The sequence below is a fragment of the Streptomyces sp. NPDC037410 genome (assembly GCF_055602235.1).
On sequence record NZ_JBVJWR010000002.1, the window covers coordinates 4,885 to 28,942 of the forward strand.

Below are 24,058 nucleotides of genomic sequence, written 5' to 3' on the forward strand. Positions count from 1 at the left end.
GGAGAAGGAGGCTCCACCGGTCGCGACCCCCCGCCGCCGCCGGCGGGGTCGCGGGGGCGGCGTCCCGCTCGGGCACCGACCTCATCACCACGTCTCCACTCCTCCGCGCACGGCGGCGCTCATGGGCCCTATCTTGCGCCATGAGGTCAGTTCCCGATGGAAACTCACTGAGCGAGCGAGTTCCCAAAAGAGACTAACTAGCGACCTCGGGAGGAATCGAGTTCGGGTGTGCCGGCATTGACCTGGTGGTTGATCATCGGAGAACCTGCGCACCCTGGTTCCAGGTCGGCGCCCTTGGGCGCGGTAGCGGGATAGACGTGTTGACAGCGTGGTGAGGTTTGGATCATGAGCGAACGCGGGGTGGACGGCAGCGCAGGGGATGCGGACTACGGCAAGATAGGCGGCGGCTACGCCACCTACCGGCAGCCGGACGCAAGGATCGAGCGGGTGATCACCGCCGCCTTGGGTGGGGCGCGCACGGTGGTCAACGTCGGGGCCGGAGCAGGGTCGTACGAGTCGGCAACGCTGGAGGTGACGGCGGTCGAGCCGTCGGCGACGATGCGCGCCCAGCGGCCGGCGCACCTGTCGCCCGCCGTCGACGGCGTCGCCGAACACCTGCCGTTCGGCGACGATTCGTTCGACGCGGCGATGACCACCTTCAGCGTGCACCAGTGGAGCGACTACAAGGCCGGGCTGCGCGAGATGCGCCGAGTGGCGCGGGGCCCCGCGGTCGTGCTGACCTGCGACCCCGATCTCGTGCGGGACTTCTGGCTGTACGAGTACGCGCCGGAGGTGCTGGACACAGAGGCGCGCCGCTATCCGGCGATCACGGACTTGACCGAGGCCCTCGGTGGACACACGACGGTGACCCTGGTGCCGATACCCGTCGACTGCACCGACGGCTTCAAGGAGGCGTACTACGCACGCCCCGAGATGCTGCTCGACCCCGGTGCCCGGCAGGCGTGCTCGGCGTGGAGCTTCGTGGACGAGCGGGCGCGCGAACGGTCCGCCGCGGATCTGCGGCGCGACCTGTGTCTTCGCCCCCGCCCACGCCGACGCCGAGGGCGTCGGGCTGCGGCTCGAGGGGCGGAGACACAGGTCCGCCGTCCGCAAGCGGGCCGACCCGGCCGCCGGGCATTCGTCTCGGGCAAGCGCAGGCAGAACACGATCAAAACGACAACGTTCAGCGACGGCCGGGGCTGCATGCTCCCGTCCGGTGTCGTCCGGCCGGGGCGTATGCACGATCAAACGGCGGTGCGCAGCGAGGGCATCGCCGCGCAGTTGCGCCATCGTCCCGGCGTTCGAGTCAAGGTCGACTCGGGGTACCAAGGGCTGGCCAAGGAGCTTCCCCGTCAAGTGGGCGCCCGGCCGATGAAGCCGAAGGACGACGCTTGCGGCGGCGACAAGTACGCCTGGCGCGAAGCGCGGCGCCGCAAGTCCTCGGCCAGGATCTGCGTCGGGCACACCATCGCCGAACTGCGGCAGTGGGCCCCGCTCCGGCGGTTCACCGGCCGCCGTGAAGTCTATGCCGAGACCCACATCGCGATCGCCTGCCTGGTCTCCGACCGAGCCGCCATGCGTTCCAGCAGACCACGGACAAGCACCGAACTCGTCCTCGCCCGCGACACTGACTGCTGCTCGACCACCAGGCCGGCACACCCCGAACTCAATCTTTCCCGAGGTCGTAAGGAGCGCTCTGTCGTCGGAGTTATGGGACTGTCCCGTCCCTGCGGTCGCGACTCCGCCGGTTCGCCGTCTTTCGTAGGGGAGGCGGCCGTCCCTGCAGCGCAGAGCGCTGTCCATGTGCCGCGGGGACGGCCGCCGGTATCGGAACCGCCGTCAGGCGGGTGGTGGTGCTCCCGGTGCCGCTGCCCGGAGATCGGCGAGAAGCTCCGCCTGGCCCGCGAGCACGCCGGAGAGGATCGACCGCGCGACCGCGAGCAGGTCGGCCACCTGGGGGCTGGTCGGCGAGTAGTACGCCGTCGAACCCTCGCGTCGTGCGACGACCAGGTTCGCACGGCGCAACACGGCGAGCTGCTGCGACAGGTGAGCCGGCTCGACCGCGACCTCGGAGAGCATCTCCGAGACCGCGTGGTCCCGCTCGCTCAGCAGCTCCAGGACGCGGATGCGGACAGGATGCCCGAGCGTCTTGAAGAACTCGGCCTTCAGTTGGTACAGCGGAGCGCTCACCGTGCCCACCGCCCGAGCTCCCCGAGGTCTCGCTTCCGCGGCCGCACCGCACATCGTTTCCACCCGGAACCTGTCGCCATGGGGATCATCCTCGCGCCTTCGCGCCGAGCTGGCAGCCTTGCCCATTGCTGAGATCGGCAATGGGCGATGAATCCAGAGGAGCCTCCTGAGAATCCCGTGTCCGCGTGGCGGTGACGGCCTCCATCGACCTCGGACGGCTGCGCCGCGCCACTCCGGCGGGGGAGCGAACCTCGTCCGCCGGTCAAGAGGCCGGCAGGGCGCGGCCTTTGGGCCGGCGGCCACCGGGGCACACCGTCTGACGTGCGACAAGGGGCCTGGGAGTCGGCGCTTGTTCGAGCGTCAGTTCCGGCGAGGGGACGTGTTGCTACGAGAGCCGGGCCAGTCGTCACTGCACCATTCGCGCTGCTCCTCACCGCGATGCAGGTGAGCGGCGAGCGCGGTGGGCAGGTCGCAGTGCACGGGGATCTGCGGGTTGTCGCCGGTGGGGACCAGGGACCCGTCGGCGGGGATGGCGGCGAGTTCGAGCGCGCGCTCCTCGGCCGCGAGCCGACGGGCCGCGTCCGCGACGGCCAGCTGGCCGCCGGCGGACCAGCCGCGGAGGCTGGTGAGGTCGAGGACGACCGGGCCGGTCCCGCGCGCCAGGACCCAGCCCACGGCGCCGCTGAACCGCCCGACGGCGTCCGCCCCGAGGTACCCCGACAGGGAGAGCACACTGAGGCCGGGGTGGGTGGTGTAGCGCCATTCGATGGTCATCGTCGTTGCCTTCGTGTTCACAGGGGGAGGGTGATCCAGACGGCTTTGCCGCTGCCGTCCGCGTCGCGCCGCAGGACGCAGGTGCCGCCGGACTCGGCCGTCACCTGGGCGACGGTGGCCAGGCCACCCGTGTTGCCGGTCGGGACGACCCCGGGGTGGTAGGGGTGGCGGTCGTGGACGGCGAAGGCGAGTGTGTACTCTCCGGCGGCGAAGATGACGGTGAGGCCCGGGGACCTTTCGGCGGCGTGCCGGACGCTGTTGGTGACCAGCTCGCTCAGGACGAGCAGGGCCGGACCCATCGTGGGGTGCGAGGCGGTGATGCCCCATGAGTCGAAGGTCGCCTCCGCCTCTTCGCGCACCAGCCGCACCGAGGCCGGCACCGTGGGCGCCGTCAGTACGCGCCGGTGCGGGAGGGTCTCGACGTCTGAGGTCACGCGGACTCCACCGTGCCCAGCCGGTGACCGACCACGCTCTGCGGGGTGATCCGCAGCAGCGTGTCGTGCGGCCCGTACGCCCAGCCCGGCAGCGTACGGAGGTAATGGGCGGCCTCGACGGCGTCCGTGACCGGCTCAGCGGGCCCCGAGACCGTGACGCTCCATCCCGTGCCGGCGGGCAGCCGGATCTCGTCGGCCTGGTAGGTCAGGACCGGCCTGCCGGCGACCACGTCGGCCTGGACGGGGCAGCGGACGATGAGCCGGCCGTACTCCAGGACGTGGACGGCGGGCCGGAGGACCGGCACCTCGCGCCGCATGTAGACGAGGCGCCCCTGGGCCGTTCCCTCCAGGAGCCACAACGCCTCCGCGCCGGAGACGTCGGCCATGCGGCGCGTGGTGGCGGCGGTCATCGGGCGGGCTCCTCGGCGGTCGTACGGGTGCGCTGCGGGGGTACGTCGGTCAGGACGCCGGCGCCTCGGAGGTGAGCACGGGCCCCGGCGATCGCCTCGGGCGTGGTGGCGAACTCCCGCCCGTCGAGACGCAACAGGTCGAGCGTGCCCACGGAGTCGAGGGCCTGGCGCTGGCCCGGCCGTATCCCGGAGGTCATGACGGCGATGCCGCGCCGGTTGAGCTTCTCGACGGCGTCCTTGAGGACGAGGGCGCCGGTGGCGTCGATCGTGGTGATCCGGGACATCCGCAGGATCACCACGCGGACGTCCGCCACCTCGGTCAGCTCCAGCAGGAAGCGGTGGGCGGCGGCGAAGAAGAGAGGGCCGTCGATCCGGTAGGCCACGATGTGCTCCGCCAGAAGGGCGTGCTCCTCCTCGCTGTGCTCACCCGGCAGGTCCGCCCGGAATCCGACCTCCGCGAGGCGGGCCTGCTTGGCCACGGCACGGAGGGCGAGGCCGCCCGCGACGACGAAACCGATGATCACCGCGTACACGAGGTCGAGCGCGAGGGTGGCGACGGCGGTCAGGACCAGGACGACCGCGTCGGAACGGGTCGCCTTCGCCATCGCCCGCAGCGATCCCACCTCGATCATGCGGACGGCGGTGGCGAGCAGGACGCCGGCGAGCGCGGCGAGCGGGATCTTCGACACGAGGGGCGCCGCGGCGAAGATGATGACTGCCAGGACCGCCGCATGGGCGAGGGCGGCGAGCCGCGAGGACGCGCCGGTACGGACGTTCACTGCCGTACGGGCGATGGCGCCGGTCGCGGGGACGCCACCGAACAGGGGCGCCGCGAGGTTCGCCAGGCCCTGGCCGAACAGCTCCCGGTCCGGGTCGTGCTTCTGCCCCACGGTCATGCCGTCGGCGACCTGCGCCGAGAGCAGCGACTCCAGGGCGGCAAGGGCGGCGACCGCAAGCGCCGGCGCGATCAGGGACCCCAGCCGCGACAGGTCGACGAAAGCGAGAGAGGGGACGGGGAGCCCGGCCGGCAGATCGCCGATCGGTGCGGCCCCGTCCAGGTGGAACGCCTGGGTGACGACGGTCGCGGCGATCACCGCCACGATGGAGAAGGGGATCGCCGGCCGCCACCGTGCGCCGACGAGCATCACGGCGGCGACGCCGAGTGCGAGCGCGAGAGCCGTCCAGTTCGGGGTCCGGACGAACTCCGCGAGGGCGCGCCACGTCACTTCAAGGACCCGGTCGCCCTCGGGTTTGGGGACACCGAGGGCGTTCGGCACCTGCTGAAGCCCGATCACCAGCGCGATGCCGAGCGTGAAGCCCTCCACCACCGAGGCGGGGATGTACGCCATGTACCTGCCCGCCCGGGCCAGGGCGAGCCCGACCACGATCAACCCGGCGATCAGCCCGACTGTGAGCACGCCGCTGGGGCCGTACTGCGCCACGATGGGGACGAGGACGACGGTCATGGCGCCGGTGGGCCCGGACACCTGGAGGTTCGAACCGCCGAACAGCGCGGCGAGCGCCCCGGCCACGACGGCGGTCGCGAGGCCGGCCTCGGCACCGAGACCGGAGGAGACGCCGAAGCCGAGCGCGAGCGGCAGCGCGACGATGGCGACGGTCAGCCCGGCCAAGAGGTCCCGGCGCGGGTTGCGGGCCATGGCGGTGAAGTCGGCGCGCACGGGCAGGAGGGACCGCAGCCTGGTCAGTACGGTGTTCACCGGTGCGAGACCTCGGCCTCCCGGAGCTCGGCGAGGAGCTCGTTCTGCCCCACCAGCATCTCGGTGAGGATGCGCCGGGCGGCCTGCATGAGGTCGGCCACATCGCCCCCGGCCAGCCGGTAGACGACGGTCGCCCCGCCGCGGGTCGACGTCACGATCCCCGATCGGCGCAGGACCGCCAGCTGCTGGGAGAGTGCGGGCGGTTCGACTTCGATCGCCGCCAGAAGGTCCCGCACGGCCATCGGACCCTCCTGCAGGAGTTCAAGGACGCGGATGCGGACCGGGTGACCCAGCATCCGGAAGAACTCGGCCTTGGCCTGGTACAGCGGAACCGACACGGTCGCGCACTCTCCTCGTCGCCTCGCGTGTGCGAAGGCATCGCTTGGTGCTGTGCCCGCGGCTACCTACGGACACAGCGAACACATCATGTATCGAATTGCCAAATTATGCAATTCATGGAGACGTGAGGTCGTGGTGCCGGAAGTCCGGTCAGGCCTTCTTGACCACGCTGGACTTGAGCTGCATGGGTCCGAAGCCGTCGACCTTGCAGTCGATGTCGTGCCCGTCGACGCCGTCCACGAGGCGGATGTTGCGCACCTTGGTGCCGGCCTTGATGCCGGTCGGGCTGCCCTTGACCTTGAGGGTCTTGACGACGGTCACCGTGTCGCCGTCGGCGAGGACGTTGCCGACGGAGTCCTTGATCACCTTCTCGCCGGAGGCGGTCGCCTCGCCGACGGTCGCGGCCGACCACTCGTGACCGCATTCGGGGCAGACCAGGAGGGCGCCCATCTCGTAGGTGTAGGTGCTGGAGCACTGGGGGCACGGGGGGAGATTCTCGTTCACTCCACGATTCTATGGTCGCAAACTGTTAATTGCGAAAATCGGCAACAGTGTCGTAGGTGGGGGTGGACGTCACCGGCGCACCGCGCTGATGGGGCCGTTCGGCCCCTACTGCCAGGGTGTTCCGTTCGCGTTCACTGCTGAGGGACCTCCGGCCCACCGACGCTCCGGTACCCGGGTCGGAGGTCCACCGGCAGTTCTCGCGCGAAAGGCACGCACATGGGTGGGTCGCCTCGCAGGGCCGCGTGGCATTCGTCTTCTCTGCCGCAACCGGCCCCCGCGACGAGGTCGGCCCCACAGCGGGACGCTCCGGGACCGGACAGGTCCCGGAGCGTTTCCGCGTGGGGCAGTTCAGCCGACGCGGACGAGGCGGATGCCCGTGACCAGGTCCGGGCGGATGCGGACGACCTGGTCCATGGGGTGGTCGGTCCAGGGGCGGATCGCCGCCTTGTAACGGGCGGTCTCCTGAGGGTCGGTGACCAGGCGGCAGTATCCGGTCACCACGACGCTCCAGCCGAGACGGGCGTCGATGTCGATGTCGTCGGCCTCGTACGCGACCACCACGCCCCGGGCACCTGCCTCCTGGGCGCGCGTCGTGAGGGCGGCGTCCTCGTGGGTGCGGATGACGATGTCGCCCACGTCCACGATGTGGTGGACGGGACGGATCGCGGGCAGCGCGTGCCGCGTGAAGACGATCCGGCCGAGGGGAGTCCCGGAGAGGAGCCGCAGGGCCTCGCCGGGGTCCAGCTCGACGGTGCGCCGCAGGTCCGCGTCAGGCCCGCCCCACGGGTCCTTCACGTCATGGACTGCCTTGTCGTGCACGGTGCCTTCCCAGGGGTTCGCTGTGGTCGCGCGGCCGGCGCGGGGCGGGACCGGCAGCCCCGACGCCCCTCAGTACAGGGCACACGGTCGAAGCCCGGAAGGGCCGTTCGGCCCCTGTCGGCCCGGTGACCGGGCCCGGTTCACTGGGCTCGGGCCGGACCGGCCCGGTGACGGAACGGCTGACGAACGCCCGGAGGGCGAGGAAGCGAGGGCAATCGATGATCGCGGCGGTGGGACATGCCGACCTGCCCCCGGACACGCTGAGAGCCGTGGAAAGCGAGCTGCGCGTGCGCATGGAGCGGCTCGGGGATCCGGCGCCCGGTCTCGTCCGGGTGGGTTCCGGTCTTTCGGCGGCGTTCGGCCGTGCGGTGCGGGCATCGGGCCGGCGGCTCGTCGTACTCCTTCCAGCGCAGGGTGCGGTGCCCGCGGCGCTGCCGCCGCTCGACCTGGGTCCGGCCCGGGAGGTGATGGCGCTGGCCGAGCAGGTCCGCCTGCTGGCCTACGACCCGAGCGACCGCGACGCCTGCGTGCGCGCCGACGAAGCGCTGATCGACCAGTGCGGGCGGCTCCTGGCCGTCTGGGACGGCTCGCCGTCCAACGGGCGTGACGCCACCGCGCACATGGTCGCGTACGCGCGTACGCGCGGAGTGACGGTGGAGGTCGTGTGGCCGGTGGGGGCGGCTCGCGGGGCCGTACATCAGGCAGCCACGGCCCCAGCCCCAGACCTGACCACCGCAAGGGAAGTCCGAGATGACCAGCGCTCTGCGTGACCCCGCCACCGCCTCGAGGGTCGAGGCGCCCGCCGACCGTACGATCGGAGCCACCCGTGCCTTCGCGTGGCTTCTGGTGGTCACCGGCGGGCTCGGTGTCCTCGCCTCGTTCGTGATCACGCTCGACAAGTTCCTCCTGCTTGAGGACCCCGGGTTCATGCCGTCCTGCAATCTCAGCCCGGTGCTCTCCTGTACCAACGTGATGCGCAGCGAACAGGCGTCGGTGTTCGGGTTTCCGAACCCGATGCCGGGCCTCGTCGCGTACGCCGTCGTCGTCGCGATCGGTGTCGGCGCCCTGGCCGGGGCACGCTACCGCCGCTGGTTCTGGCTCGGGCTCCAACTCGGGACGCTGTTCGGCGTGGGCTTCTGCATGTGGCTGATGAGCCAGGCGCTCTACGAGATCGGCGCACTGTGTCTCTGGTGCTGCCTGGCCTGGGCCGCGACGATCGTCATGTTCTGGTACACGACGGTGCACAACCTCAGGCACGGGATCGTGCGTGCGCCCAGGTCGGTGGTGGCCTGGGCCGTGGAGTTCCAATGGGTCGTGCCGGCCGTCTGGTGCGCGAGCGTGCTGATGCTGATCGGGACCCGCTTCTGGGACTACTGGCAGGGCCTGCTGTGAGCCGGCGGGGTCAGGCAGTACGGGACCTTCGGCTGCGGCCCGGGTGCGCCGGCCACGGGCCTGGGGGACGGCCGGGCCGCACCGGGGCCGGCGCCCCGGGTCGCGGAGGTGAGTCGATCACGGAGAGCGGACCGGCTGACAGGGCCGAACGGCCCTACCCGACCAGGGCCGTTCGGCCCCGAGGGGCCGGTGCCATACTGACGCTCGTTTCGCAGGCGGCCGTGCTTCGCCGCGGCCGCGAAACCGCCGCTGTCGTGGCGGCCGTACCGCCCTTGCCCAGGAGTTCTCGGTGAAGCCCCGTCCCTTTCTTCCGGCCGCCCCCACGGTCGGCCTCCCCGCCGCCGCACGGGTGCGGGTCTTCCTTCTCGACGACCACGAGGTCGTCCGCCGGGGCGTGCGCGATCTGCTCGAAGCCGAGCCCGACATCGAGGTCGTCGGCGAGGCGGCCACCGCCCGCGAGGCGCTCGCCCGGATCCCCGCCGTGCGACCGGACGTCGCCGTCCTCGACGTACGCCTGGGCAGCGCGACCGGCGGCGACCACGAGGGCGTCGAGGTGTGCCGCGAACTCCGGGCGGAGCTTCCGGGCCTGGCCTGTCTCATGCTGACCTCCTTCGACGACGACGAGGCCCTGTTCGACGCCATCATGGCCGGCGCGGCCGGCTACGTGCTGAAGCAGATCGGCGGCTCCGATCTGGTCGCCGCCGTCCGCACGGTGGCGACCGGCACGTCGCTGCTCGACCCTCGGATGACGAGCCGGGTGATGGCGCGCATACGGGGGCCGGAGCCCGCGCCCGAGACGGCCGCGCCCGGGGAGCTCGACCGCCTCTCGCCCCGCGAGCTGGAGATCCTCGACCTCATCGGGCTGGGCCTCACGAACCGCCAGATCGGCGAGCGGCTGTTCCTCGCGGAGAAGACGGTGAAGAACCGGGTGTCGTCGATCCTCGGCAAGCTGGGGGTGGGGCGGCGGATCCAGGCGGCGATGATCGCCGAGCGACTCCGGGAGCCGCAGGGGAACCTTCAGTAGCGGGGGACGCCCCGGGAAGGCGGTGCGGGCTCAGTCGGCGGACAGCGGAGCGCTCCAGGTGACCCGCGTGCCACCCTCCCGGGGTTCCTCCAGGCGCAGGGTTCCCCCGGACTGTGTCGCGCGCGAGCGCATGTTGACCAGCCCGCCCGTCGGGGTGGCTGCCCCGAGCCCGGTACCGTCGTCGGTGACGGTGAGTACGAGACGATCGGCCGAGTCCGTGACCGAGAGCACCACCTCGGCCCGTCCTGCCCCGGCGTGCCGGGCGGTGTTGCTCAGCGCCTCCGCCGTCACTGCCAGAACGTGCTCGGCCAGCGGCTCGGGGACACCGGTGTCGACCGGGCCCAGGATGCGCAGCGAAGGGGCGAACCCCAGGTGCTGCGCGGCAAGTTGGACCGTCTCGGCCATGCGCCGGCGCAGCGCGGGTCCGCCGCGGTCGTCGTCGGTCGTGCGCAGTTGGAGAATCGTCGACCGGATGATCTGGATCGTGGTGTCGAGATCGTCCACGGCGCGGGTGATCCGCTCCGCGGCTCCGGGGTGGTCGACGACGCGGGTCGCGCTCTGCAGCGTCATGCCCGTGGCGAACAGCCGCTGGATGGCGACGTCGTGCAGATCGCGGGCGATGCGGTCGCGGTCGTGGAGCACGGCCAGTTCCTCGGACTCGGCCCGCCGCCGGGCGAGTTCGAGTGCGATCGCCGCCTGATCGGCGAAACCGCTGAGCAGCTGGGTCTCGGCGACGTCGAAGCCCGGCCGCCCGGCTCTCCGGCTCAGCCGCAGGGCCCCGCACACGGCAGCGTCGACGGGGAGCGGAACGGCCACCACGGGACCGTGCTCGTCCCCGGTCGTCCCGCCGAGCGGAAGCGCCCGCGGATCGGTGCGCACATCCGTCGTGACGACCGGCCCGCGCATGCTCGCAGCGAGGCCCGCCAGCGAACCGGACGCCGGGAGAACGGCTCCGTGGACGAGCTCTGCCGTGTCGCCGTGAGCCACATGCACGGTCAGATCGCCGGTCGAGAGGGGGCCCGTCGCCACCGGGCCGGCCGGCCCGGAGGGGAGCAGCACGGCGGCGAGATCGGCGTCGGCCACCTCCATGGCCCGTCGGGCGATCAGGCGCAGCACCCCGTCGGTGTCGGTGCCCGCGAGCAAGGTGCGGGTGATCTCGCCCAGAGCCTCCAGACGGTGCTCCCGGCGACGACTGTCGTGGTAGAGGCGGGCGTTGTCGACCGCGACGCCCGCCGCCATCGACAGCGTGGTGAGCACCGCTTCGTCGTCGGCGTCGAAGGCGCCGCCGCCCCGCTTCTCGGTGAGATAGATGTTGCCGAAGACCTCGTCCCGCACACGGATCGGTGCTCCCAGGAAGGTGCGCATCGGCGGATGGTGCGGAGGGAAGCCGAAGCTGCTCGGATGCCGGGTGAGGTCGGTGAGCCGCAGGGGGGTGGGGTTGCTGATGAGTTCGCCGAGGATGCCGTGGCCGCAGGGCGCCGGACCGATCCGTGCCACGACGGCGTCGGCCATGCCCACCGGCAGGAACTGGGACAGCTTCTGCCGGTCGTCGATCACGCCGAGCGCCCCGTACTCGGCATCGGTCAGACTGACGGCGGCCTCCACGATGCTCCGCAGCACCTGCGGGAGTTCGAGATCGCGGCCGAGGTCCATCACCGCGGTGAGCAGGCCGTGCATCCGGTCCGGGACGTCGAGGCGAGGCCAGGACGGGGGCTCGTGCGGCGAAGTGTCAGGCATGCGTGCTGTCGGCTCTCGTTGACTCTCGTGGGGGCTGTACGCGTTGCAGCGTACGTCGTGTGCGAGCGCTGAAGAGAGGGCCGTTCGGCCCTGCCCCGCACCACGCGGAAGGACTGTTCGACCCTATCGGGCCCCGGGTGCCCTCCGCCGATCATGTGGCGGCGGCCGGGAAGCGCCCGAGGCAGCCCCCGTACGAGGACGCTTCCCGGCCCGTTGGCACGCAACGTGGAATGGGAGGTCGTCGTCCGGTGGACGAGGCACGCAGCATTCAGATGAAGGCCTGGGAGACACGTCTCCCGGAGCCCGCCGAGGGCCCCATACGGCCGGTCCGGCCCTCGTGGGTGGGGTGGCTGACGACCACCGACCACAAGCAGATCGGCACGCTCTACCTCTGCTCGGCGCTCTTCTTCTTCGTCATCGGGGGTGTCATGGCCCTGATGATGCGCGCGGAGCTGGCGCGCCCCGGCACGCAGATCATGTCGAACGAGCAGTTCAACCAGGCGTTCACCATGCACGGCTCGATCATGCTGCTGCTCTTCGCCATGCCGCTCTTCACCGGCTTCGCGAACTGGATCATGCCGCTGCAGATCGGCGCGCCGGACGTGGCCTTCCCCCGTCTGAACATGCTGGCCTACTGGCTCTACCTCTTCGGCTCGCTGATAGCGGCCGGCGGCTTCCTCACCCCCGGCGGGGCCGCGGACTTCGGCTGGTTCCTCTACGCGCCGCTCTCCGACGCCATCCACTCGCCCGGCCTCGGTGCCGACCTGTGGATCATGGGCGTCGCCCTCTCCGGTTTCGGGTCGATCGCGGGCGCGGTCAACTTCATCACCACGATCATCTGCATGCGCGCTCCGGGCATGACGATGTTCCGGATGCCGATCTTCACCTGGAACGTGCTGCTCACGTCGCTGCTCGTGCTGATGGTGTTCCCGGTCCTCGCGGCGGCGCTCTTCGCGCTCGAATGCGACCGGAAGTTCGGGTCTCACGTCTTCGACCCGGGCAACGGCGGAGCGCTGCTGTGGCAGCACCTGTTCTGGTTCTTCGGGCACCCCGAGGTGTACATCCTGGCCCTGCCGTTCTTCGGCATCATCTCGGAGGTCGTCCCGGTCTTCAGCCGTAAGCCGATGTTCGGCTACATCGGTCTGGTGGCCGCGACCATCGCGATCGCCGGTCTGTCCGTGACCGTGTGGGCGCACCACATGTACGTCACCGGTGGCGTGCTCCTTCCGTTCTTCTCCTTCATGACGTTCCTCATCGCCGTACCGACCGGCGTGAAGTTCTTCAACTGGATCGGAACGATGTGGAAGGGCTCACTGTCCTTCGAGACCCCGATGCTCTGGGCCACCGGCTTCCTCATGACCTTCACCTTCGGTGGTCTGACCGGCGTCATCCTGGCCTCGCCCCCGATGGACTTCCACGTCTCCGACTCGTACTTCGTCGTCGCGCACTTCCACTACACGCTGTTCGGCACCGTCGTGTACGCGATGTTCGCCGGCTTCCACTTCTGGTGGCCGAAGTTCACCGGCAAGATGCTCGACGAACGGCTCGGCAAGATCACCTTCTGGACCCTCACGGTGGGCTTCCACGCCACCTTCCTCGTCCAGCACTGGCTCGGCGCCGAGGGAATGCCCCGCCGGTACGCCGACTACCTGAACGCCGACGGTTTCACCGCCCTCAACACCGTGTCCACCATCGGCTCCTTCCTCCTCGGCCTGTCCTTCCTGCCGTTCTTCTACAACGTCTGGAAGACCGGCCGTTACGGGAAGCGCGTCGAGGTCGACGACCCGTGGGGGTACGGCCGTTCACTGGAGTGGGCGACGTCCTGCCCGCCGCCGCGGCACAACTTCCTCACCCTGCCGAAGATCCGCTCCGAGTCCCCGGCGTTCGACCTGCACCACCCTGAGACCGCCGCCCTCGACCGACTGGAGAACCGGTCCGACGAGACGGCGGGCGTCCGGTGACGGCAGCCGTCCTGGCCCTGGGGATGGGTGTCGTGACCGCCTCCGGGTGCGTCTGGTACGTCCCCGCGCTCGTCGACCTGCGTGCGGGCGCCGACCGTCCGGCCTCCCGGCGCCTGGCCGCGACGGCGTGTGTGACCGGCTGGACGACGGCCGGTGTGATCGCGCTGTTGCTCCTCGTCGGAGTCCCGGCTCCGCTTCTCCCCGCCGTGGCGGCGGCGGGTGTCGCCGCGAGCGCCACGGCGCGCGTAGGCGCGGCGGTTCGGCGCCACCGCGAGGAACGGGAGGACGCCGCCTGCTGGGCCGCCCTGGACTCGGCCCCGCCCCGCAGGACATCCCGTCCGACCCCGTACGCCTTCGCCCTCGCTGTCGGCCTTGGCGCGGGCCTGGTCGTGGCGATGAGCATCGCGCTGCTGCCGACGTGAGGACGGAGACACGGAGCGAAAGGGCCTAACGGCCCTTTTGTTGGGGGCGGGGGGGTGGGGGGAAGGCGGGGAAAGCCTGCCTCCCCCCCGCGTGGGACGGGTTGCCGGCCCCACCTCTTCGCTTTCGGCCGCCCCCCCCCCCACGGTGGTCATCGCTCCGCGTGCGCGCCGGTCCTGGCCGGGCCGGCCCCGCGCCCGCCGTCCGGACGCCGGGAGGGACGGGGTGGAGCCCCGGGACATACGGCACGGAGAGAGCAGGCACTTGAGCACCATCACAGGCGACGCTTACGACGAGTACCACGCGCTCCTCGCGCGCCAGGACGCGATGCGGCTGCGCCGGCAGCTGTTCTCCTCGCGCGGGACCGAGGGGCCGGCGGAGGGCGCGCGCTCGTTCGACGGAACCGGCGACCAGGAGACGATCAAGCGCCATCTGCCATCGGTGACCCCCTTCAGCGACCTCATCGATCACCTCTATCAGGCGATGTTCGAGCAGCATCCGTATCTGCGCGGGCTGTTCCCCGACTCGATGGACTTCCAGCAGGCGCACCTGGAAAGGGCCTTCTGGTACCTGATCGACCACCTGGACCGGCCGGACGAGGTGGCGGACTACTGCGCCCGACTGGGCCGCGACCACCGCAAGCTGGGAGTGCGGCCCGTGCACTACGAGGTGTTCGAGTCCGCGCTCGTCGAAGCCCTGCGGCGCAGTGCCGGGGAGCGATGGGCCCAGGAGATGGAGCGGGCCTGGGTGCGGATGGTGAGGTTCGCCGTGGCCGCCATGGTCGGCGGCGCGCACGAGGCGTTGGCCGAGCCCGCCTTCTGGAACGCGACGGTGACGGAACACCGCATGTGCGGTCCCGACGTCGCCGTCCTCCGGGTCTGCACCGCGGAACCCTTTCCGTACCGGGCGGGACAGTACGCCAGGCTTGAATCGCCGCTGCTGCCGCACGCCTGGCGGCCGTACTCCATGGCCTGCGCGCCGCGGACGGACGGAGAGCTGGAGTTCCACATCCGGCGTACGGGCCCGGGCGGCGTGAGCGACGCGCTCGTGTCGCACACCCGCGTCGGCGACCCGCTGCGCATCGGGCCCGCACAGGGAACCATGACGCTCGACGACGGTCCGACGCACGACGTACTCGTCGTGGCGGGTGGGACGGGATGGGCCACGGCCAAGGCACTCCTGGACGAGCTGGCCGTGCGCCGCCCGCACGGCCGCAGCGCACACCTGTTCCTCGGCGCCCGCACGCTGGAGGACCTGTACGACACGGCCGCTCTCGCCGAGCTGGAGACCCGCCACTCCTGGCTGCGCGTCGTTCCGGTGATCGGTGAGGGCCCCGGGGCCGCCGACGACGGCCCGCTCGCCGAAGCGGCGGTCCGGCACGGCGACTGGTCCGGGCGTGTCGCCTACGTGAGCGGCCCGCCCGCCATGGTCGCCGCCACCGTGGAGAGGCTGACGGCGATGACGGCTCCTCCACGCCGCATTCACCACGACCCGATCGACGGGACGGCGTCCCCCGGCTGCCCCGGACCGATGGGCACGCGTACCGCGCAGACCGCCCGTCCGCGGGCGCACGTCACTCCGTGACGCGGACCGCGAGCGCCGGACGGATCCCCGCGGCACGGCGCGCCGGCCCGATCGTGGCCAGGAGGGATGCCGCGAAGGTGGCCGCGGCCAGGCCGCAGATGCTGGCCCATTCGACCGGGAAGCCTCCGTCGAGGCCCGCGAAGGCAGCGCTGTTGCTGTACATCAGCCACGTGGTGAGCACGCCCAGCAGGGATCCGAGCACGATTCCCTCCACGGCGACGAACGCGCTCTCCCACAGGAAGGACCGCCGGACGGTCCACGCCCGGAAGCCGAGGGCCCGCAGGATGCCGATGGTGCGCCGGCGTTCGCGTACGGCTCGGACCATGACGACGCCGAGGCCGGTGATGCCCACGCCGAGACCCAGGGCGAGGAAACCCTGCATGAGGCGGAAGAACGCGGTGCTGGAGTCGAACTGGCGGCGGATGTCGGACTCGATGGGCGTGGCGACGAGGCTGGACGAGAGCTGCTCACCCTGCAGCTGGGTCGCCAGGGCGTCGGGTGAGGTGCCGGGGCTGGTTCTCACCAGTGCGGAGGCGTTCTGCGCCTGCACGCCGAAGAGCTCGCGCGTCGCCCGGTCGCTCGACACGACGGGGTACGTCGTCGAACTGGCGCCGGTACCCGGGTAGAAGACCATGCCGTTGCTGAGCACGCCGGCGATCACCTTCTGTTCGCTGCGACCCGTGCGGGGATCCGTCAGAGTGAGGGTGTCTCCGGGGTCGTAGTAGTCGCCCGCGGGGCCGCCGGTGCTGCCGAAGAAGCCGTCGATGACGACGTAACGAGGATCGGTGGCCAGTGCGCGCCACACCGCCGGGTCGTCGGACAGGCCGGGCAGCCGCTCGCGGAAGGTGATGCCGGTGATCGCGCCGTCGGGCACCCCGACGGCGGCGATGTCGAGCGGCCGAGTGCTGCGGTGCCCTGGATCGGTGGCCCTGCCCGTGGCGTTGAGCAGCGGTGTCACGGCGGAGATCCCGGAGGCCGAGGGGCCGGTCCGTAGCTCGGTGGCGAGCCGGTCTCCGGCGACCTGCGGGTTGTAGTCCAGCCGCAGGGAGTATCCGGCGGTGGCATCGGCGACGACTCCGTCCACTCCGGCGCGGAGGATGCCCGAGATCTCCGTCAGGAGGACGAGGACGAACACGATCAGCGTGTACATCACCAGCGTCGCGCCGGTCCTGAACCGCTTGGCCAAGGGGTACGCGACGGCGAGCCGCGCCGCCAGGCCGCCCTCCGTCGGGCGTTGGAGGAGGCGTCGTACGGGGCGCAGCAGCGTCTTCTGGTTGTCGCTGACCAGCACCACCGCGGAGAAGGCGGCCAGGGCGCCCTGGATGACGTACACGGACATCGACGGCGTGTCGAAGATCCGGGGGCGTACGACGGGCGCCAGGAGCGTCCAGGAGAGAACGGCTCCTGCGACCAGGGTGGTGACCGCGTGACGGGGGAGGACGCGCAGCAGTGCCGGAGTGGCGAAGGCGAGGGCGAGCGCCGGCACGAGGTACGTCGCGTCGGGCTGGCTGCGTGCCACGGCCGGCACGGACACGAAGGCGCAGATGATGGCCAGGGTGGTGGAGACCGCGAGCAGTCGGCGGCCCGGCCCCTGGCCGGGCGTGGTCGGGAGGTCGCGGATGGCGGCGATGATGTTGAACCTGCTGATGCGCACGCTGGTCGCCAGGATCGCCGCGAAGGCGATGAGCAGGCCCATGGCCAGTCCGTTGAGGATGCTGGTGGGGGTGACGGCGAACGCGATGCGGAGACTGCTTCCGCCGACGGACCAGCCCTGGAAGATCTGCGCCGCCACCACGGCGACGCCCCAGCCGACGGCGACCCCGATGGCCACGCCCGGCAGTGCGGACAGCAACGCGTAGGTGGCCCCTTCGAGGGTGAAGGACCCGACGAGGCGCGAGCGCTTCATCCCCACGGCCCGCACCATGCCCATCTGCGACTTCCGTTCCTCGCCGAGCATCACGAAGATGTTCACCAGGAGCAGTGCGCCCGCGATGATGCTGAAACTGCCGATCATGAGGAACAGGGCACCGAGGGAGTCCCCGGCTTGCTTCGCGTCCCGAAGGACCGTGTGCTTCGGAGTCTCGATCGACGTCTGGCCGGCGAGCGGGCCCAGAGCCTTCCGGATGTCGTCGCTCACCCGGTCGGTGAGGGCTTCGCCGCTTTCGACGCCGCCGCGGTTGGACACGAAGGTGACCGAGCGCGGCTCCGCACCGGAGGCGCGTGCGGCGGAGTCCAGGGCGCCCGGCGCCAGGAACACGTCGCGGTTCAGCCTGCCCCCCAGGCCGACCCCCGCCAGACCCTGCTCCGGCACCACACGCTCGACCCGGTACGTCCGCGGCGCTCCGAACAGATACAGCGTGACCGGATCCCCGGCTCCGACACTCAGGGACCGGGCCAGTGGCTCGTTGACCACGACCTGGCCGGGCTGCGGATCCGGTCCGCCGAGACCGGATCGCCCAGCCGGTGCGCCGAAGCGCGACGCCTCGTCGAAGTCCACCTGCCAGGCCAGCACGCGCGGTTCGGCGGCCGTGCGATCGCCGGTGGTGCTGACAGCCGATGCCGGGGTCGCTCGGGCGCTCAGGACGCCGTCGACATCGGGATCGCCCGCCAGGGCGGCCAGCCGCTCGGTGACGGTCCGCCCGGTCGGTCCGGAGGGTGCGACGACACGCTCGTCCACCGGCCCCAGGGTCCGGTACGCCTCCTGTCGTACGGAGAAGTTCAAGGTGTCGCCGACGACCAGAGCCCCGATGACGATGGCCGTGCCGAGCATCGACCCGCCGATCACCAGCGCCGCCTCGGTGCGCCGACGGGCGACCTGCCGGAAGGCCAGCCGCCGTGACACCGGCTGCCGGACGGCCACCAGCACCAGGGCCGCGAGGGCGAGCGCGAGGACGATGAGCAGCGGAACGAGGAGGTTCGGGTACATGGTCAGCTCAAAGGGACGTCTGGGATCGCGGCGGAGACGGTGACGGACTGGCGGACGTCGTCGACCAGCCGTCCGTCCCGCATCCGGATCAGCCGGGGGACGCGGGCGCCGATGGCGCTGTCGTGGGTGACCAGGACGATCGTCTGGCCCTCCGCCCGGTTGAGCTCGCACAACAGGTCCATGACCTGGTCGGCCATCGCGCTGTCGAGGTTGCCCGTCGATTCGTCCGCCCACACGATGGCGGGGCTGCCGGCCAGGGCACGGGCGATGGTCACCCGCTGTTGTTCACCCCCGGACATCTCGCTCGGCCGGTGTTCCACGCGGTGGCCGAGGCCCACCCTGTCGAGCATGGCCAGTGCCCTGCGGCGTGCCTCAGGGGGCCGGGTGCCGACGAGCAGCAGGGGCAGTTCGACGTTCTCCACCGCGGAGAAGACCGGTATCAGATTGAACGCCTGGAAGACGAACCCCATGGTGTGGGCCCGGTGCTCCGTGCGCGCCGCGTCGGACATCGCGAACAGATCGTGGCCGTCGACCTCCACCCGGCCGGCGTCGATGTCGTCGAGCCCCGACAGACAGTTCAACAGCGTGGTCTTTCCGGAACCGGACGGCCCCATGACTCCCACCATCTCCCCGTGGCGCACGAGGAGATCCAGGTCGTCCAGGGCGGTGACCTCCACAGATCCCGTCCGGTAGATCTTGCGAACCCCGGTGGCGACGAGGAGTGCCCGGTCGGACTTCATGCCTTCCATGCCAACCTCCCGAAGGAACCGGAGCTACGGCCACCCAGGCCCGGATGAGGGGCCGAAGGGCCCAATCGCCGGGCGGCGGCCTCCTCGGCGGCTTCGCCGACCGCGGTCACAGGCCCGCGGTCGCCCGGGCGCGTCGCCGGACAGCGGTGGCCGCCAGGGTTCCCGCGCCCGCCGCGGTGACGGCGAGGAGGACGAATCCCCATGTGTAGTCGTGCGCGATGCTGTCGACCGCTCCCATCACGAGCGGTGGGAAGAAGCCCCCGAGACCGCCCGCCGCCCCGACCACTCCCGTCACCGAGCCGACCCGCTCGGCCGGGACCAGAGCGGCGACCAGCGCGAAGACCGCCGCGGACCCGGCGCCCAGGCCGGCGGCCATGCCGAGGAAGGCGGCTGTTCCCACGGGGACCAGCTCCGCCTCGAAGGCCGCGACCAGGGCGCATGCCGCGACGAGCCCGTACGACACCGTCAGGACGGGTACGGGGTGGGTACGGTCCGACAGCCAGCCGCCCACCGGCCGCATCGCCACGGCGAGGACGACGAATCCCGCGGTCCGCAGCGCCGCGTCGGAGCGGCCCAGCTCGTACGCCCTGGTGAGGTAGGTCGGCAGGTAGACGCTGAACGCGACGAATCCTCCGAAGGACACGGCGTACAGGAAAGCGAGGTGCCAGGTGGCCGGCGTACGCACGGCCAGGGCCGTGCGCGAGAAAAGCGTCGCCGTCGCCACCGCGCGCCCCGGGCGGTCGCGGAGCAGGAACCAGGCGATTCCGGCGTACACGGCGAGGCAGCCGGCCACGAGGTCGAACGGGAACGCCCGTCCTACGGCGTCGGTCAGTTGGACGGTGGTGAAGGCCGACAAGGCCGTTCCCCCGGTGCCGATGCCGAAGATCCCGAGAGCCACGCCCCGCCGTGCGGGTGGGTACCAGGCGTTGACGAACGGCACCCCGACGGCGAAGGCCGTACCCCCGAGGCCGAGGAGGAAGCCGCCCGCGATCACCTCGGGCAACGAGTCGGCCAGGTGCCCCAAGTACAGCACGGGGAGGATCGTCAGGGCCGCGACGAGGGGGAAGACCCTGCGGGCGCCCCAGCGGTCCGTCAGCGCTCCTGCCGGGATCCGGCCGAGCGCGCCGACCACCACGGGCACGGCGACCACCAGCGCCTGCTCGAAGGAGCTGAGGCCGAGGTCGTCACGGAGCCGAGGGCCGAGCGGGGCGAGCAGCGCCCACGCCCAGAAACAGAGCGTGAACCCGATGGTGGCGAGGAGCAGCATCTGCCACGGTCGCGGGGCATCCGCGACGGGCGGGCTCTCCGGGTTCCGGACCATGGTGGCCTCCCGCCGGCAATCCGGAAGCAGGGTGTGCCACCACACTGCCGCAGCCGCGTGCCCGGCCCCAGGTGCCAGCCGTTCCCTTCCGAGGCCGACCGGCCCACTGCCAGGGGCCGGTCGGCCCTGTGCGCGGCGTCCTGGACCGGACACGGTGGAAGTGTCGGACGGGCCGGAGGCAGGGGCGTCCGGCTCCTGCCGGCCCGGTTGTCGGGAGTGTGAATGGCCATGATGTTCTGGTACGGCAACGGCTTGAACGGATGGGGCTGGTTCGCCATGTCAGCCGGGATGGTGCTGTTCTGGGGCCTTCTCATCACTGTTGCGGTGATGGCCTTCCGCGCACTGGACCGTGCTGCGGAACGGCCGCCGGCGTCCCGGCCCGCGGCGCCCGCCGAGCAGATCCTGAGCGAGCGACTCGCGCGCGGTGAGATCGACGAAGAGGAGTACCGACGGCGCCTGACCGCCCTGCGCAACGCGGAACCGTGAGCCCACGCAGCCGCTGAGGAGTCCTGGCAGACGGGCCCCGCCCGCCCAGCTTCGCGACGACGAGGACCTGATCGACGCGGGGACGATCGCGCGAACACCTCGCTGCGTGACCGGCACTACCTGCGCCGACGGAAGATCAAGCACACCACCCGGCTCGGCCGGCTCCAGGACTGCGGCGGGGATGCGGGATCCCTACACCGCCGCTTCGGCGCCGTTCAGTCGCGGTAGCGGTCGGCGAGTGCGGTGAACGCGGCTTTGGGTTCCCACGGCATGCCGGGGAAGGTGGCGCCGGGGCGGTCTTCGAGCACCTTGACTATGCCGTAGCTGGCCAGGTCCAGGTCGTCGCGGGGGTCGCCGTCGGGGCGGTGCGGGAAGTCGTAGAGAGCGAAGGTGAACACGAAGGCCGTGTCGATGCCTCCGGCGTCGAACGCCTCCAGCAGTTCACGCAGACAGGCCGCCTGACCGCCTTCGTCACGGGCGTACTCTCCGTCGAGTCGCAGCGGCGCGCGGGTGTCCCCGTCGTACTCGACGATCTCCAGGCCACGAGCACCCCGGTCGGCGGCGCCCCGATAGGTGGCCGCGCCGAACTCCGTGATGGCCACCGGTTTGCCCTGCTCGACGAGGTGCCGAACGCCCGCGGCGAACCGGTCGGCGATCTCGGCCGACCGGTAGAGATCGAGGGACATGATGTCGAACGGGGCCCAGTCGACGTTCTCCAGCGGTACGGCGGCATAGGTGACCTTGCCGTGGAAGCGTCCGCGGACCACTGCCACGGCCTCGGCCAGGAACGCGTTGACCCTGGCGCCGGCCTCGCCGATGTGCTCGCGCACCCGCTCGGGGCGGCTCAGGAGTGCGACGCGCTCGTCGGTGCTGTCGCCGGGCAGGAATCCCTTGTTCATCAGACTCAGTTCGGCGCCGGTGACGAACACGACGTCGGCTCCGCGTCGCCTGAGCCGCTCCGCGCGCTCGGCGCAGTCGGCGAACAGGGACAGCATCTCGTCGGTGGTCAGTTCGAGCGGGTAGGGGGAGAACCAGACTTCGAGCCCGAGGTCTGCGGCGTGTCCCGCGGCGAGTTCGATCCGGTCCGGGTCCCCGCCCATGATGCGGACCGCGGTGCAGTGCAGGTCGTCGCGGATGATCGTCAGCTCGCGCCGCACCACCTCCGCATCGAAGCGCTCACGGCCGAGGTGGCCGTTCGAGGCGAATCCGGTGTCGTAGCTGATGCCCTTGGCGCGCATGCGTCGCTCCCTCTCCGACCGCTAAGACTTACGGTACGGACCGTACCCTATTTGCCGAGGGTCTGGGCACGTCGTCACAATGGAGAGGTACGCCGAGTATCGATAGCGGGTAGGGGTCATGCCGGAGAAGCCGACGGGGCCGATGGGTCCAATGGGGCCGATGGGTCAGCCGGCTGTCGGGCAGACACGGCGACGCGGAGCCGCCCTGGAGGACGCGATCCTGCGGGCGGCGGCTGACGAACTCACCGAGGCCGGATTCTCGGGACTGACCATGGACAAGGTCGCCACCCGTGCCGGTACCAACAAGAACGCCCTCTACCGCCGCTGGCCCAACCGGCTCGCCCTCGCCATCGCCGCCTACCAGCGGCTCGCCACGGCCGTCCAGCCGCCCGACACCGGCAGCCTGCGAGGCGACGTCCTGGAGTGGCTGCGTCAGGCGAACCGCTACTGGAGCTCCCCCCAGGGCGCGATCCTGCGGGAGCTCCTCGCCGCCTCCGGTGGCACCGCCGAACTCCTGGCGCAACTCCAGGAACAGTCCGGCGACGCGGCGGCCGCCCCCTGGCTGGCCATCCTGGGGCGCGCGATCGCACGCGGCGAAGCCTCTCCCGAGGCCCTCCACCCCAGGGTCGCCACCGTCGCCATGACCCTGCTCCGCAACGAGTTCGTCGTACGCGGCGTCCCCACCGCGCCCGACGAGGTCCTGGTCGAGATCGTCGACGAGGTGTACCTGCCGCTCGTGCGCGGCCGAAGCGCACCACCAACCTGAAGACAGCACAGACGCCTTTTGACCGCGCGCGATGATCTCGGATCATGGTGCGCGGAGATCTGGCGGACGAGCAATGGGCCACTCTGGAACCGCTGTTGCCCACGGGCGAAAGCCGGGACGGCCGCCGACCTGGAACCGATGTCCTTGATCGACGGCATGCGCTCCGGGGGCCGCACCGGTATCCCATGGCGGGACAACCTCGCACTCGAACTGGATCGTGCAAGCGCGGGTGGACCGGCCTCGCTTCGGAAGCATTCAAGAGATCAATGAGCGATACGCCGCCTGGAGGGCGGACACGGCCGCGGGAAGCTGGTCGTACGGATCGCGGACGCCGGCTAGGAGCCGCGCTGCTTCCCGCCTTGGTTATCTGGCGAGATGCGGGTGCCTCCCTCGCGGTCCGTAGGGGGACCTGGAAGCACCGCTGGGCCTGCTGGGGTAGGTGACGGTGATCACGGGTGCAGCCGAGAGCGTGCTGCGTAGGCTTGTGGGGTCGTCATGGTGGGGGCGGGAGGGGCGCCGCAGCCCCTTGTCATCACCTGGCGACGCGTCAGGAAAGTCGGCAAGTGGTCAGCGTGGGTCCTGAAAACCTGGGGTCAGCTGGACTTGCGACTCGTTGTAGGGTGAGGAAACAGCCCTTGACCTGCAAAAACGCAGGCAGGGAGCCTAAGTCCAGGAGTACCTCGATGATACGTACGATGTTCAAGTCCAAGATCCACCGCGCCACCGTGACCCAGGCAGACCTGCACTACGTGGGTTCGGTCACCGTCGACGCGGAGCTGATGGAGGCGGCGGATCTGCTGCCCGGCGAGCTGGTCCACATCGTCGACATCGACAACGGGGCCCGCCTCGAGACCTACGTCATCGAGGGCGAGCGCGGTTCCGGTGTCATCGGGATCAACGGTGCGGCCGCCCACCTGGTGCACCCCGGCGACCTGGTGATCCTGATCAGCTACGGGCAGATGGAGGACGCGGAGGCGCGTACCTTCGTGCCGCGCGTCGTCCACGTCGACGGCGACAACCGCATCGTGGAGCTGGGCGGCGACGCCTCGGCGCCGGTCCCCGGAACCGACACCGTGCGCGCCCCGCACGCCGTGCCCGCGTAGGTCTGAGCCGAGGGGGCCGGATCCGGCGGGCGCCGGTGAGGCGGCCGGGTGACCCTGGAAGGGGAGACCCCCCTGTGGGACCCCGCGCCTGAGCGACCCCATGCATGGGGACTCCGCGCATGCGGGACCCCCTGTCGGGCAGACCCTGTACAGGGGAGACCCG

General features: G+C 71.1%; 22 protein-coding genes and 1 pseudogene. 10 read left to right on the forward strand and 13 right to left on the reverse strand.

Annotated elements, in window-relative coordinates; all coding sequences use genetic code 11:
- Nucleotides 1-345: 345 nt before the first annotated feature.
- A pseudogene (locus ACZ7HT_RS02945) lies at nt 346-1,482 on the forward strand (methyltransferase domain-containing protein); the annotation flags it as partial.
- A gap of 357 nt (nt 1,483-1,839) precedes the next feature.
- Here the strand turns inward: ACZ7HT_RS02945 and ACZ7HT_RS02950 are convergent.
- The 8 genes from ACZ7HT_RS02950 to ACZ7HT_RS02985 form a co-directional block, all read right to left on the reverse strand.
- Nucleotides 1,840-2,190, reverse strand: coding sequence for an ArsR/SmtB family transcription factor (locus tag ACZ7HT_RS02950; RefSeq protein WP_471160022.1), 351 nt, complete (start codon nt 2,188-2,190; stop codon nt 1,840-1,842).
- 360 nt (nt 2,191-2,550) lie between these two features.
- A complete protein-coding gene (locus ACZ7HT_RS02955; protein WP_471159081.1) occupies nt 2,551-2,985 on the reverse strand; it encodes an STAS domain-containing protein in 435 nt (144 codons plus the stop codon).
- Complete coding sequence (locus tag ACZ7HT_RS02960) at nt 2,982-3,398, reverse strand: ATP-binding protein (RefSeq protein ID WP_471159083.1); 417 nt, start codon at nt 3,396-3,398, stop codon at nt 2,982-2,984. Before ACZ7HT_RS02960 ends, ACZ7HT_RS02955 begins: the two co-directional genes overlap by 4 nt.
- Nucleotides 3,395-3,808, reverse strand: a complete 414-nt coding sequence (locus ACZ7HT_RS02965; RefSeq protein ID WP_471159085.1) for a pyridoxamine 5'-phosphate oxidase family protein — start codon at nt 3,806-3,808, stop codon at nt 3,395-3,397. The genes ACZ7HT_RS02960 and ACZ7HT_RS02965 overlap by 4 nt, the downstream gene beginning before the upstream one ends.
- Nucleotides 3,805-5,466 carry a SulP family inorganic anion transporter gene (locus tag ACZ7HT_RS02970; RefSeq protein WP_471160025.1) on the reverse strand — a complete coding sequence of 554 codons (1,662 nt, stop codon included), beginning with the start codon at nt 5,464-5,466 and terminating at the stop codon, nt 3,805-3,807. Before ACZ7HT_RS02970 ends, ACZ7HT_RS02965 begins: the two co-directional genes overlap by 4 nt.
- Before the next feature lie 56 nt (nt 5,467-5,522).
- Entirely contained in the window at nt 5,523-5,864 is a 342-nt protein-coding gene (locus ACZ7HT_RS02975) for an ArsR/SmtB family transcription factor (RefSeq protein WP_391819377.1), read from the reverse strand.
- Between the two features lie 151 nt (nt 5,865-6,015).
- A complete protein-coding gene (locus ACZ7HT_RS02980; protein ID WP_471159088.1) occupies nt 6,016-6,369 on the reverse strand; it encodes a zinc ribbon domain-containing protein YjdM in 354 nt (117 codons plus the stop codon).
- 348 nt (nt 6,370-6,717) lie between these two features.
- Nucleotides 6,718-7,188 (reverse strand): pyridoxamine 5'-phosphate oxidase family protein, encoded by a 471-nt coding sequence (locus tag ACZ7HT_RS02985; RefSeq protein ID WP_471159090.1) that lies wholly within the window; start codon nt 7,186-7,188, stop codon nt 6,718-6,720.
- 218 nt (nt 7,189-7,406) lie between these two features.
- Here ACZ7HT_RS02985 and ACZ7HT_RS02990 point away from each other — a divergent pair, with 218 nt between their 5' ends.
- From ACZ7HT_RS02990 to ACZ7HT_RS03000, 3 genes are all read left to right on the forward strand, one after another.
- Nucleotides 7,407-7,958 carry a hypothetical protein gene (locus ACZ7HT_RS02990; RefSeq protein ID WP_471159092.1) on the forward strand — a complete coding sequence of 184 codons (552 nt, stop codon included), beginning with the start codon at nt 7,407-7,409 and terminating at the stop codon, nt 7,956-7,958.
- Complete coding sequence (locus ACZ7HT_RS02995; RefSeq protein ID WP_471159094.1) at nt 7,939-8,580, forward strand: vitamin K epoxide reductase family protein; 642 nt, start codon at nt 7,939-7,941, stop codon at nt 8,578-8,580. The genes ACZ7HT_RS02990 and ACZ7HT_RS02995 overlap by 20 nt, the downstream gene beginning before the upstream one ends.
- Before the next feature lie 289 nt (nt 8,581-8,869).
- Nucleotides 8,870-9,604, forward strand: coding sequence for a response regulator transcription factor (locus ACZ7HT_RS03000; RefSeq protein WP_471159096.1), 735 nt, complete (start codon nt 8,870-8,872; stop codon nt 9,602-9,604).
- 30 nt (nt 9,605-9,634) lie between these two features.
- Here the strand turns inward: ACZ7HT_RS03000 and ACZ7HT_RS03005 are convergent, their stop codons facing one another.
- Nucleotides 9,635-11,341: a sensor histidine kinase gene (locus tag ACZ7HT_RS03005; protein ID WP_471159098.1), complete on the reverse strand. Its 1,707-nt coding sequence runs from the start codon at nt 11,339-11,341 to the stop codon at nt 9,635-9,637.
- A 248-nt stretch (nt 11,342-11,589) separates the two neighbouring features.
- On the opposite strand from ACZ7HT_RS03005, the gene ctaD reads away from it, so the two are divergent.
- From ctaD to ACZ7HT_RS03020, 3 genes are all read left to right on the forward strand, one after another.
- A complete protein-coding gene (gene ctaD, locus ACZ7HT_RS03010) occupies nt 11,590-13,302 on the forward strand; it encodes an aa3-type cytochrome oxidase subunit I (protein ID WP_471159100.1) in 1,713 nt (570 codons plus the stop codon).
- A complete protein-coding gene (locus tag ACZ7HT_RS03015; protein WP_471159102.1) occupies nt 13,299-13,724 on the forward strand; it encodes a hypothetical protein in 426 nt (141 codons plus the stop codon). The genes ctaD and ACZ7HT_RS03015 overlap by 4 nt, the downstream gene beginning before the upstream one ends.
- Nucleotides 13,725-13,986: 262 nt before the next feature.
- On the forward strand, nt 13,987-15,306 hold the full coding sequence (locus ACZ7HT_RS03020; protein ID WP_471159104.1) for a globin domain-containing protein: 1,320 nt from the start codon (nt 13,987-13,989) through the stop codon (nt 15,304-15,306).
- Here ACZ7HT_RS03020 and ACZ7HT_RS03025 read toward each other — a convergent pair.
- The 3 genes from ACZ7HT_RS03025 to ACZ7HT_RS03035 form a co-directional block, all read right to left on the reverse strand.
- Nucleotides 15,296-18,232: an FtsX-like permease family protein gene (locus ACZ7HT_RS03025; RefSeq protein WP_471159106.1), complete on the reverse strand. Its 2,937-nt coding sequence runs from the start codon at nt 18,230-18,232 to the stop codon at nt 15,296-15,298. The two genes, ACZ7HT_RS03020 and ACZ7HT_RS03025, sit on opposite strands and share 11 nt — an antisense overlap.
- Before the next feature lie 2 nt (nt 18,233-18,234).
- A complete protein-coding gene (locus tag ACZ7HT_RS03030) occupies nt 18,235-18,981 on the reverse strand; it encodes an ABC transporter ATP-binding protein (protein WP_471159108.1) in 747 nt (248 codons plus the stop codon).
- Between the two features lie 106 nt (nt 18,982-19,087).
- Nucleotides 19,088-20,302, reverse strand: a complete 1,215-nt coding sequence (locus tag ACZ7HT_RS03035) for an MFS transporter (protein ID WP_471159110.1) — start codon at nt 20,300-20,302, stop codon at nt 19,088-19,090.
- A gap of 228 nt (nt 20,303-20,530) precedes the next feature.
- Here ACZ7HT_RS03035 and ACZ7HT_RS03040 point away from each other — a divergent pair, with 228 nt between their 5' ends.
- A complete protein-coding gene (locus ACZ7HT_RS03040) occupies nt 20,531-20,788 on the forward strand; it encodes an SHOCT domain-containing protein (RefSeq protein ID WP_471160028.1) in 258 nt (85 codons plus the stop codon).
- 215 nt (nt 20,789-21,003) lie between these two features.
- On the opposite strand, the gene ACZ7HT_RS03045 is transcribed toward ACZ7HT_RS03040, so the two are convergent.
- Complete coding sequence (locus ACZ7HT_RS03045; protein ID WP_471159112.1) at nt 21,004-22,026, reverse strand: hypothetical protein; 1,023 nt, start codon at nt 22,024-22,026, stop codon at nt 21,004-21,006.
- 160 nt (nt 22,027-22,186) lie between these two features.
- Between ACZ7HT_RS03045 and ACZ7HT_RS03050 the strand changes: the two genes are divergently transcribed.
- Both ACZ7HT_RS03050 and panD read left to right on the forward strand, forming a co-directional pair.
- Nucleotides 22,187-22,792, forward strand: coding sequence for a TetR/AcrR family transcriptional regulator (locus ACZ7HT_RS03050; RefSeq protein ID WP_471159114.1), 606 nt, complete (start codon nt 22,187-22,189; stop codon nt 22,790-22,792).
- A 683-nt stretch (nt 22,793-23,475) separates the two neighbouring features.
- A complete protein-coding gene (panD, locus tag ACZ7HT_RS03055; RefSeq protein WP_471159116.1) occupies nt 23,476-23,895 on the forward strand; it encodes an aspartate 1-decarboxylase in 420 nt (139 codons plus the stop codon).
- The last annotated feature ends 163 nt before the right edge of the window (nt 23,896-24,058 follow it).

Bases quoted from the DNA above. Each gene is read 5' to 3' on its own strand.
- ACZ7HT_RS02965 (WP_471159085.1), bottom strand. From the start codon at position 3,808: ATGACCGCCGCCACCACGCGCCGCATGGCCGACGTCTCCGGCGCGGAG.
- ACZ7HT_RS02970 (WP_471160025.1), bottom strand. From the start codon at position 5,466: ATGGCCCGCAACCCGCGCCGGGACCTCTTGGCCGGGCTGACCGTCGCC.
- ACZ7HT_RS02990 (WP_471159092.1), top strand. From the start codon at position 7,407: ATGATCGCGGCGGTGGGACATGCCGACCTGCCCCCGGACACGCTGAGA.
- ACZ7HT_RS02995 (WP_471159094.1), top strand. From the start codon at position 7,939: ATGACCAGCGCTCTGCGTGACCCCGCCACCGCCTCGAGGGTCGAGGCG.
- ACZ7HT_RS03005 (WP_471159098.1), bottom strand. From the start codon at position 11,341: ATGCCTGACACTTCGCCGCACGAGCCCCCGTCCTGGCCTCGCCTCGAC.
- ACZ7HT_RS03025 (WP_471159106.1), bottom strand. From the start codon at position 18,232: ATGTACCCGAACCTCCTCGTTCCGCTGCTCATCGTCCTCGCGCTCGCC.
- ACZ7HT_RS03030 (WP_471159108.1), bottom strand. From the start codon at position 18,981: ATGGAAGGCATGAAGTCCGACCGGGCACTCCTCGTCGCCACCGGGGTT.
- ACZ7HT_RS03035 (WP_471159110.1), bottom strand. From the start codon at position 20,302: ATGGTCCGGAACCCGGAGAGCCCGCCCGTCGCGGATGCCCCGCGACCG.
- ACZ7HT_RS03040 (WP_471160028.1), top strand. From the start codon at position 20,531: ATGATGTTCTGGTACGGCAACGGCTTGAACGGATGGGGCTGGTTCGCC.
- ACZ7HT_RS03045 (WP_471159112.1), bottom strand. From the start codon at position 22,026: ATGCGCGCCAAGGGCATCAGCTACGACACCGGATTCGCCTCGAACGGC.
- ACZ7HT_RS03050 (WP_471159114.1), top strand. From the start codon at position 22,187: ATGGGTCAGCCGGCTGTCGGGCAGACACGGCGACGCGGAGCCGCCCTG.
- panD (WP_471159116.1), top strand. From the start codon at position 23,476: ATGATACGTACGATGTTCAAGTCCAAGATCCACCGCGCCACCGTGACC.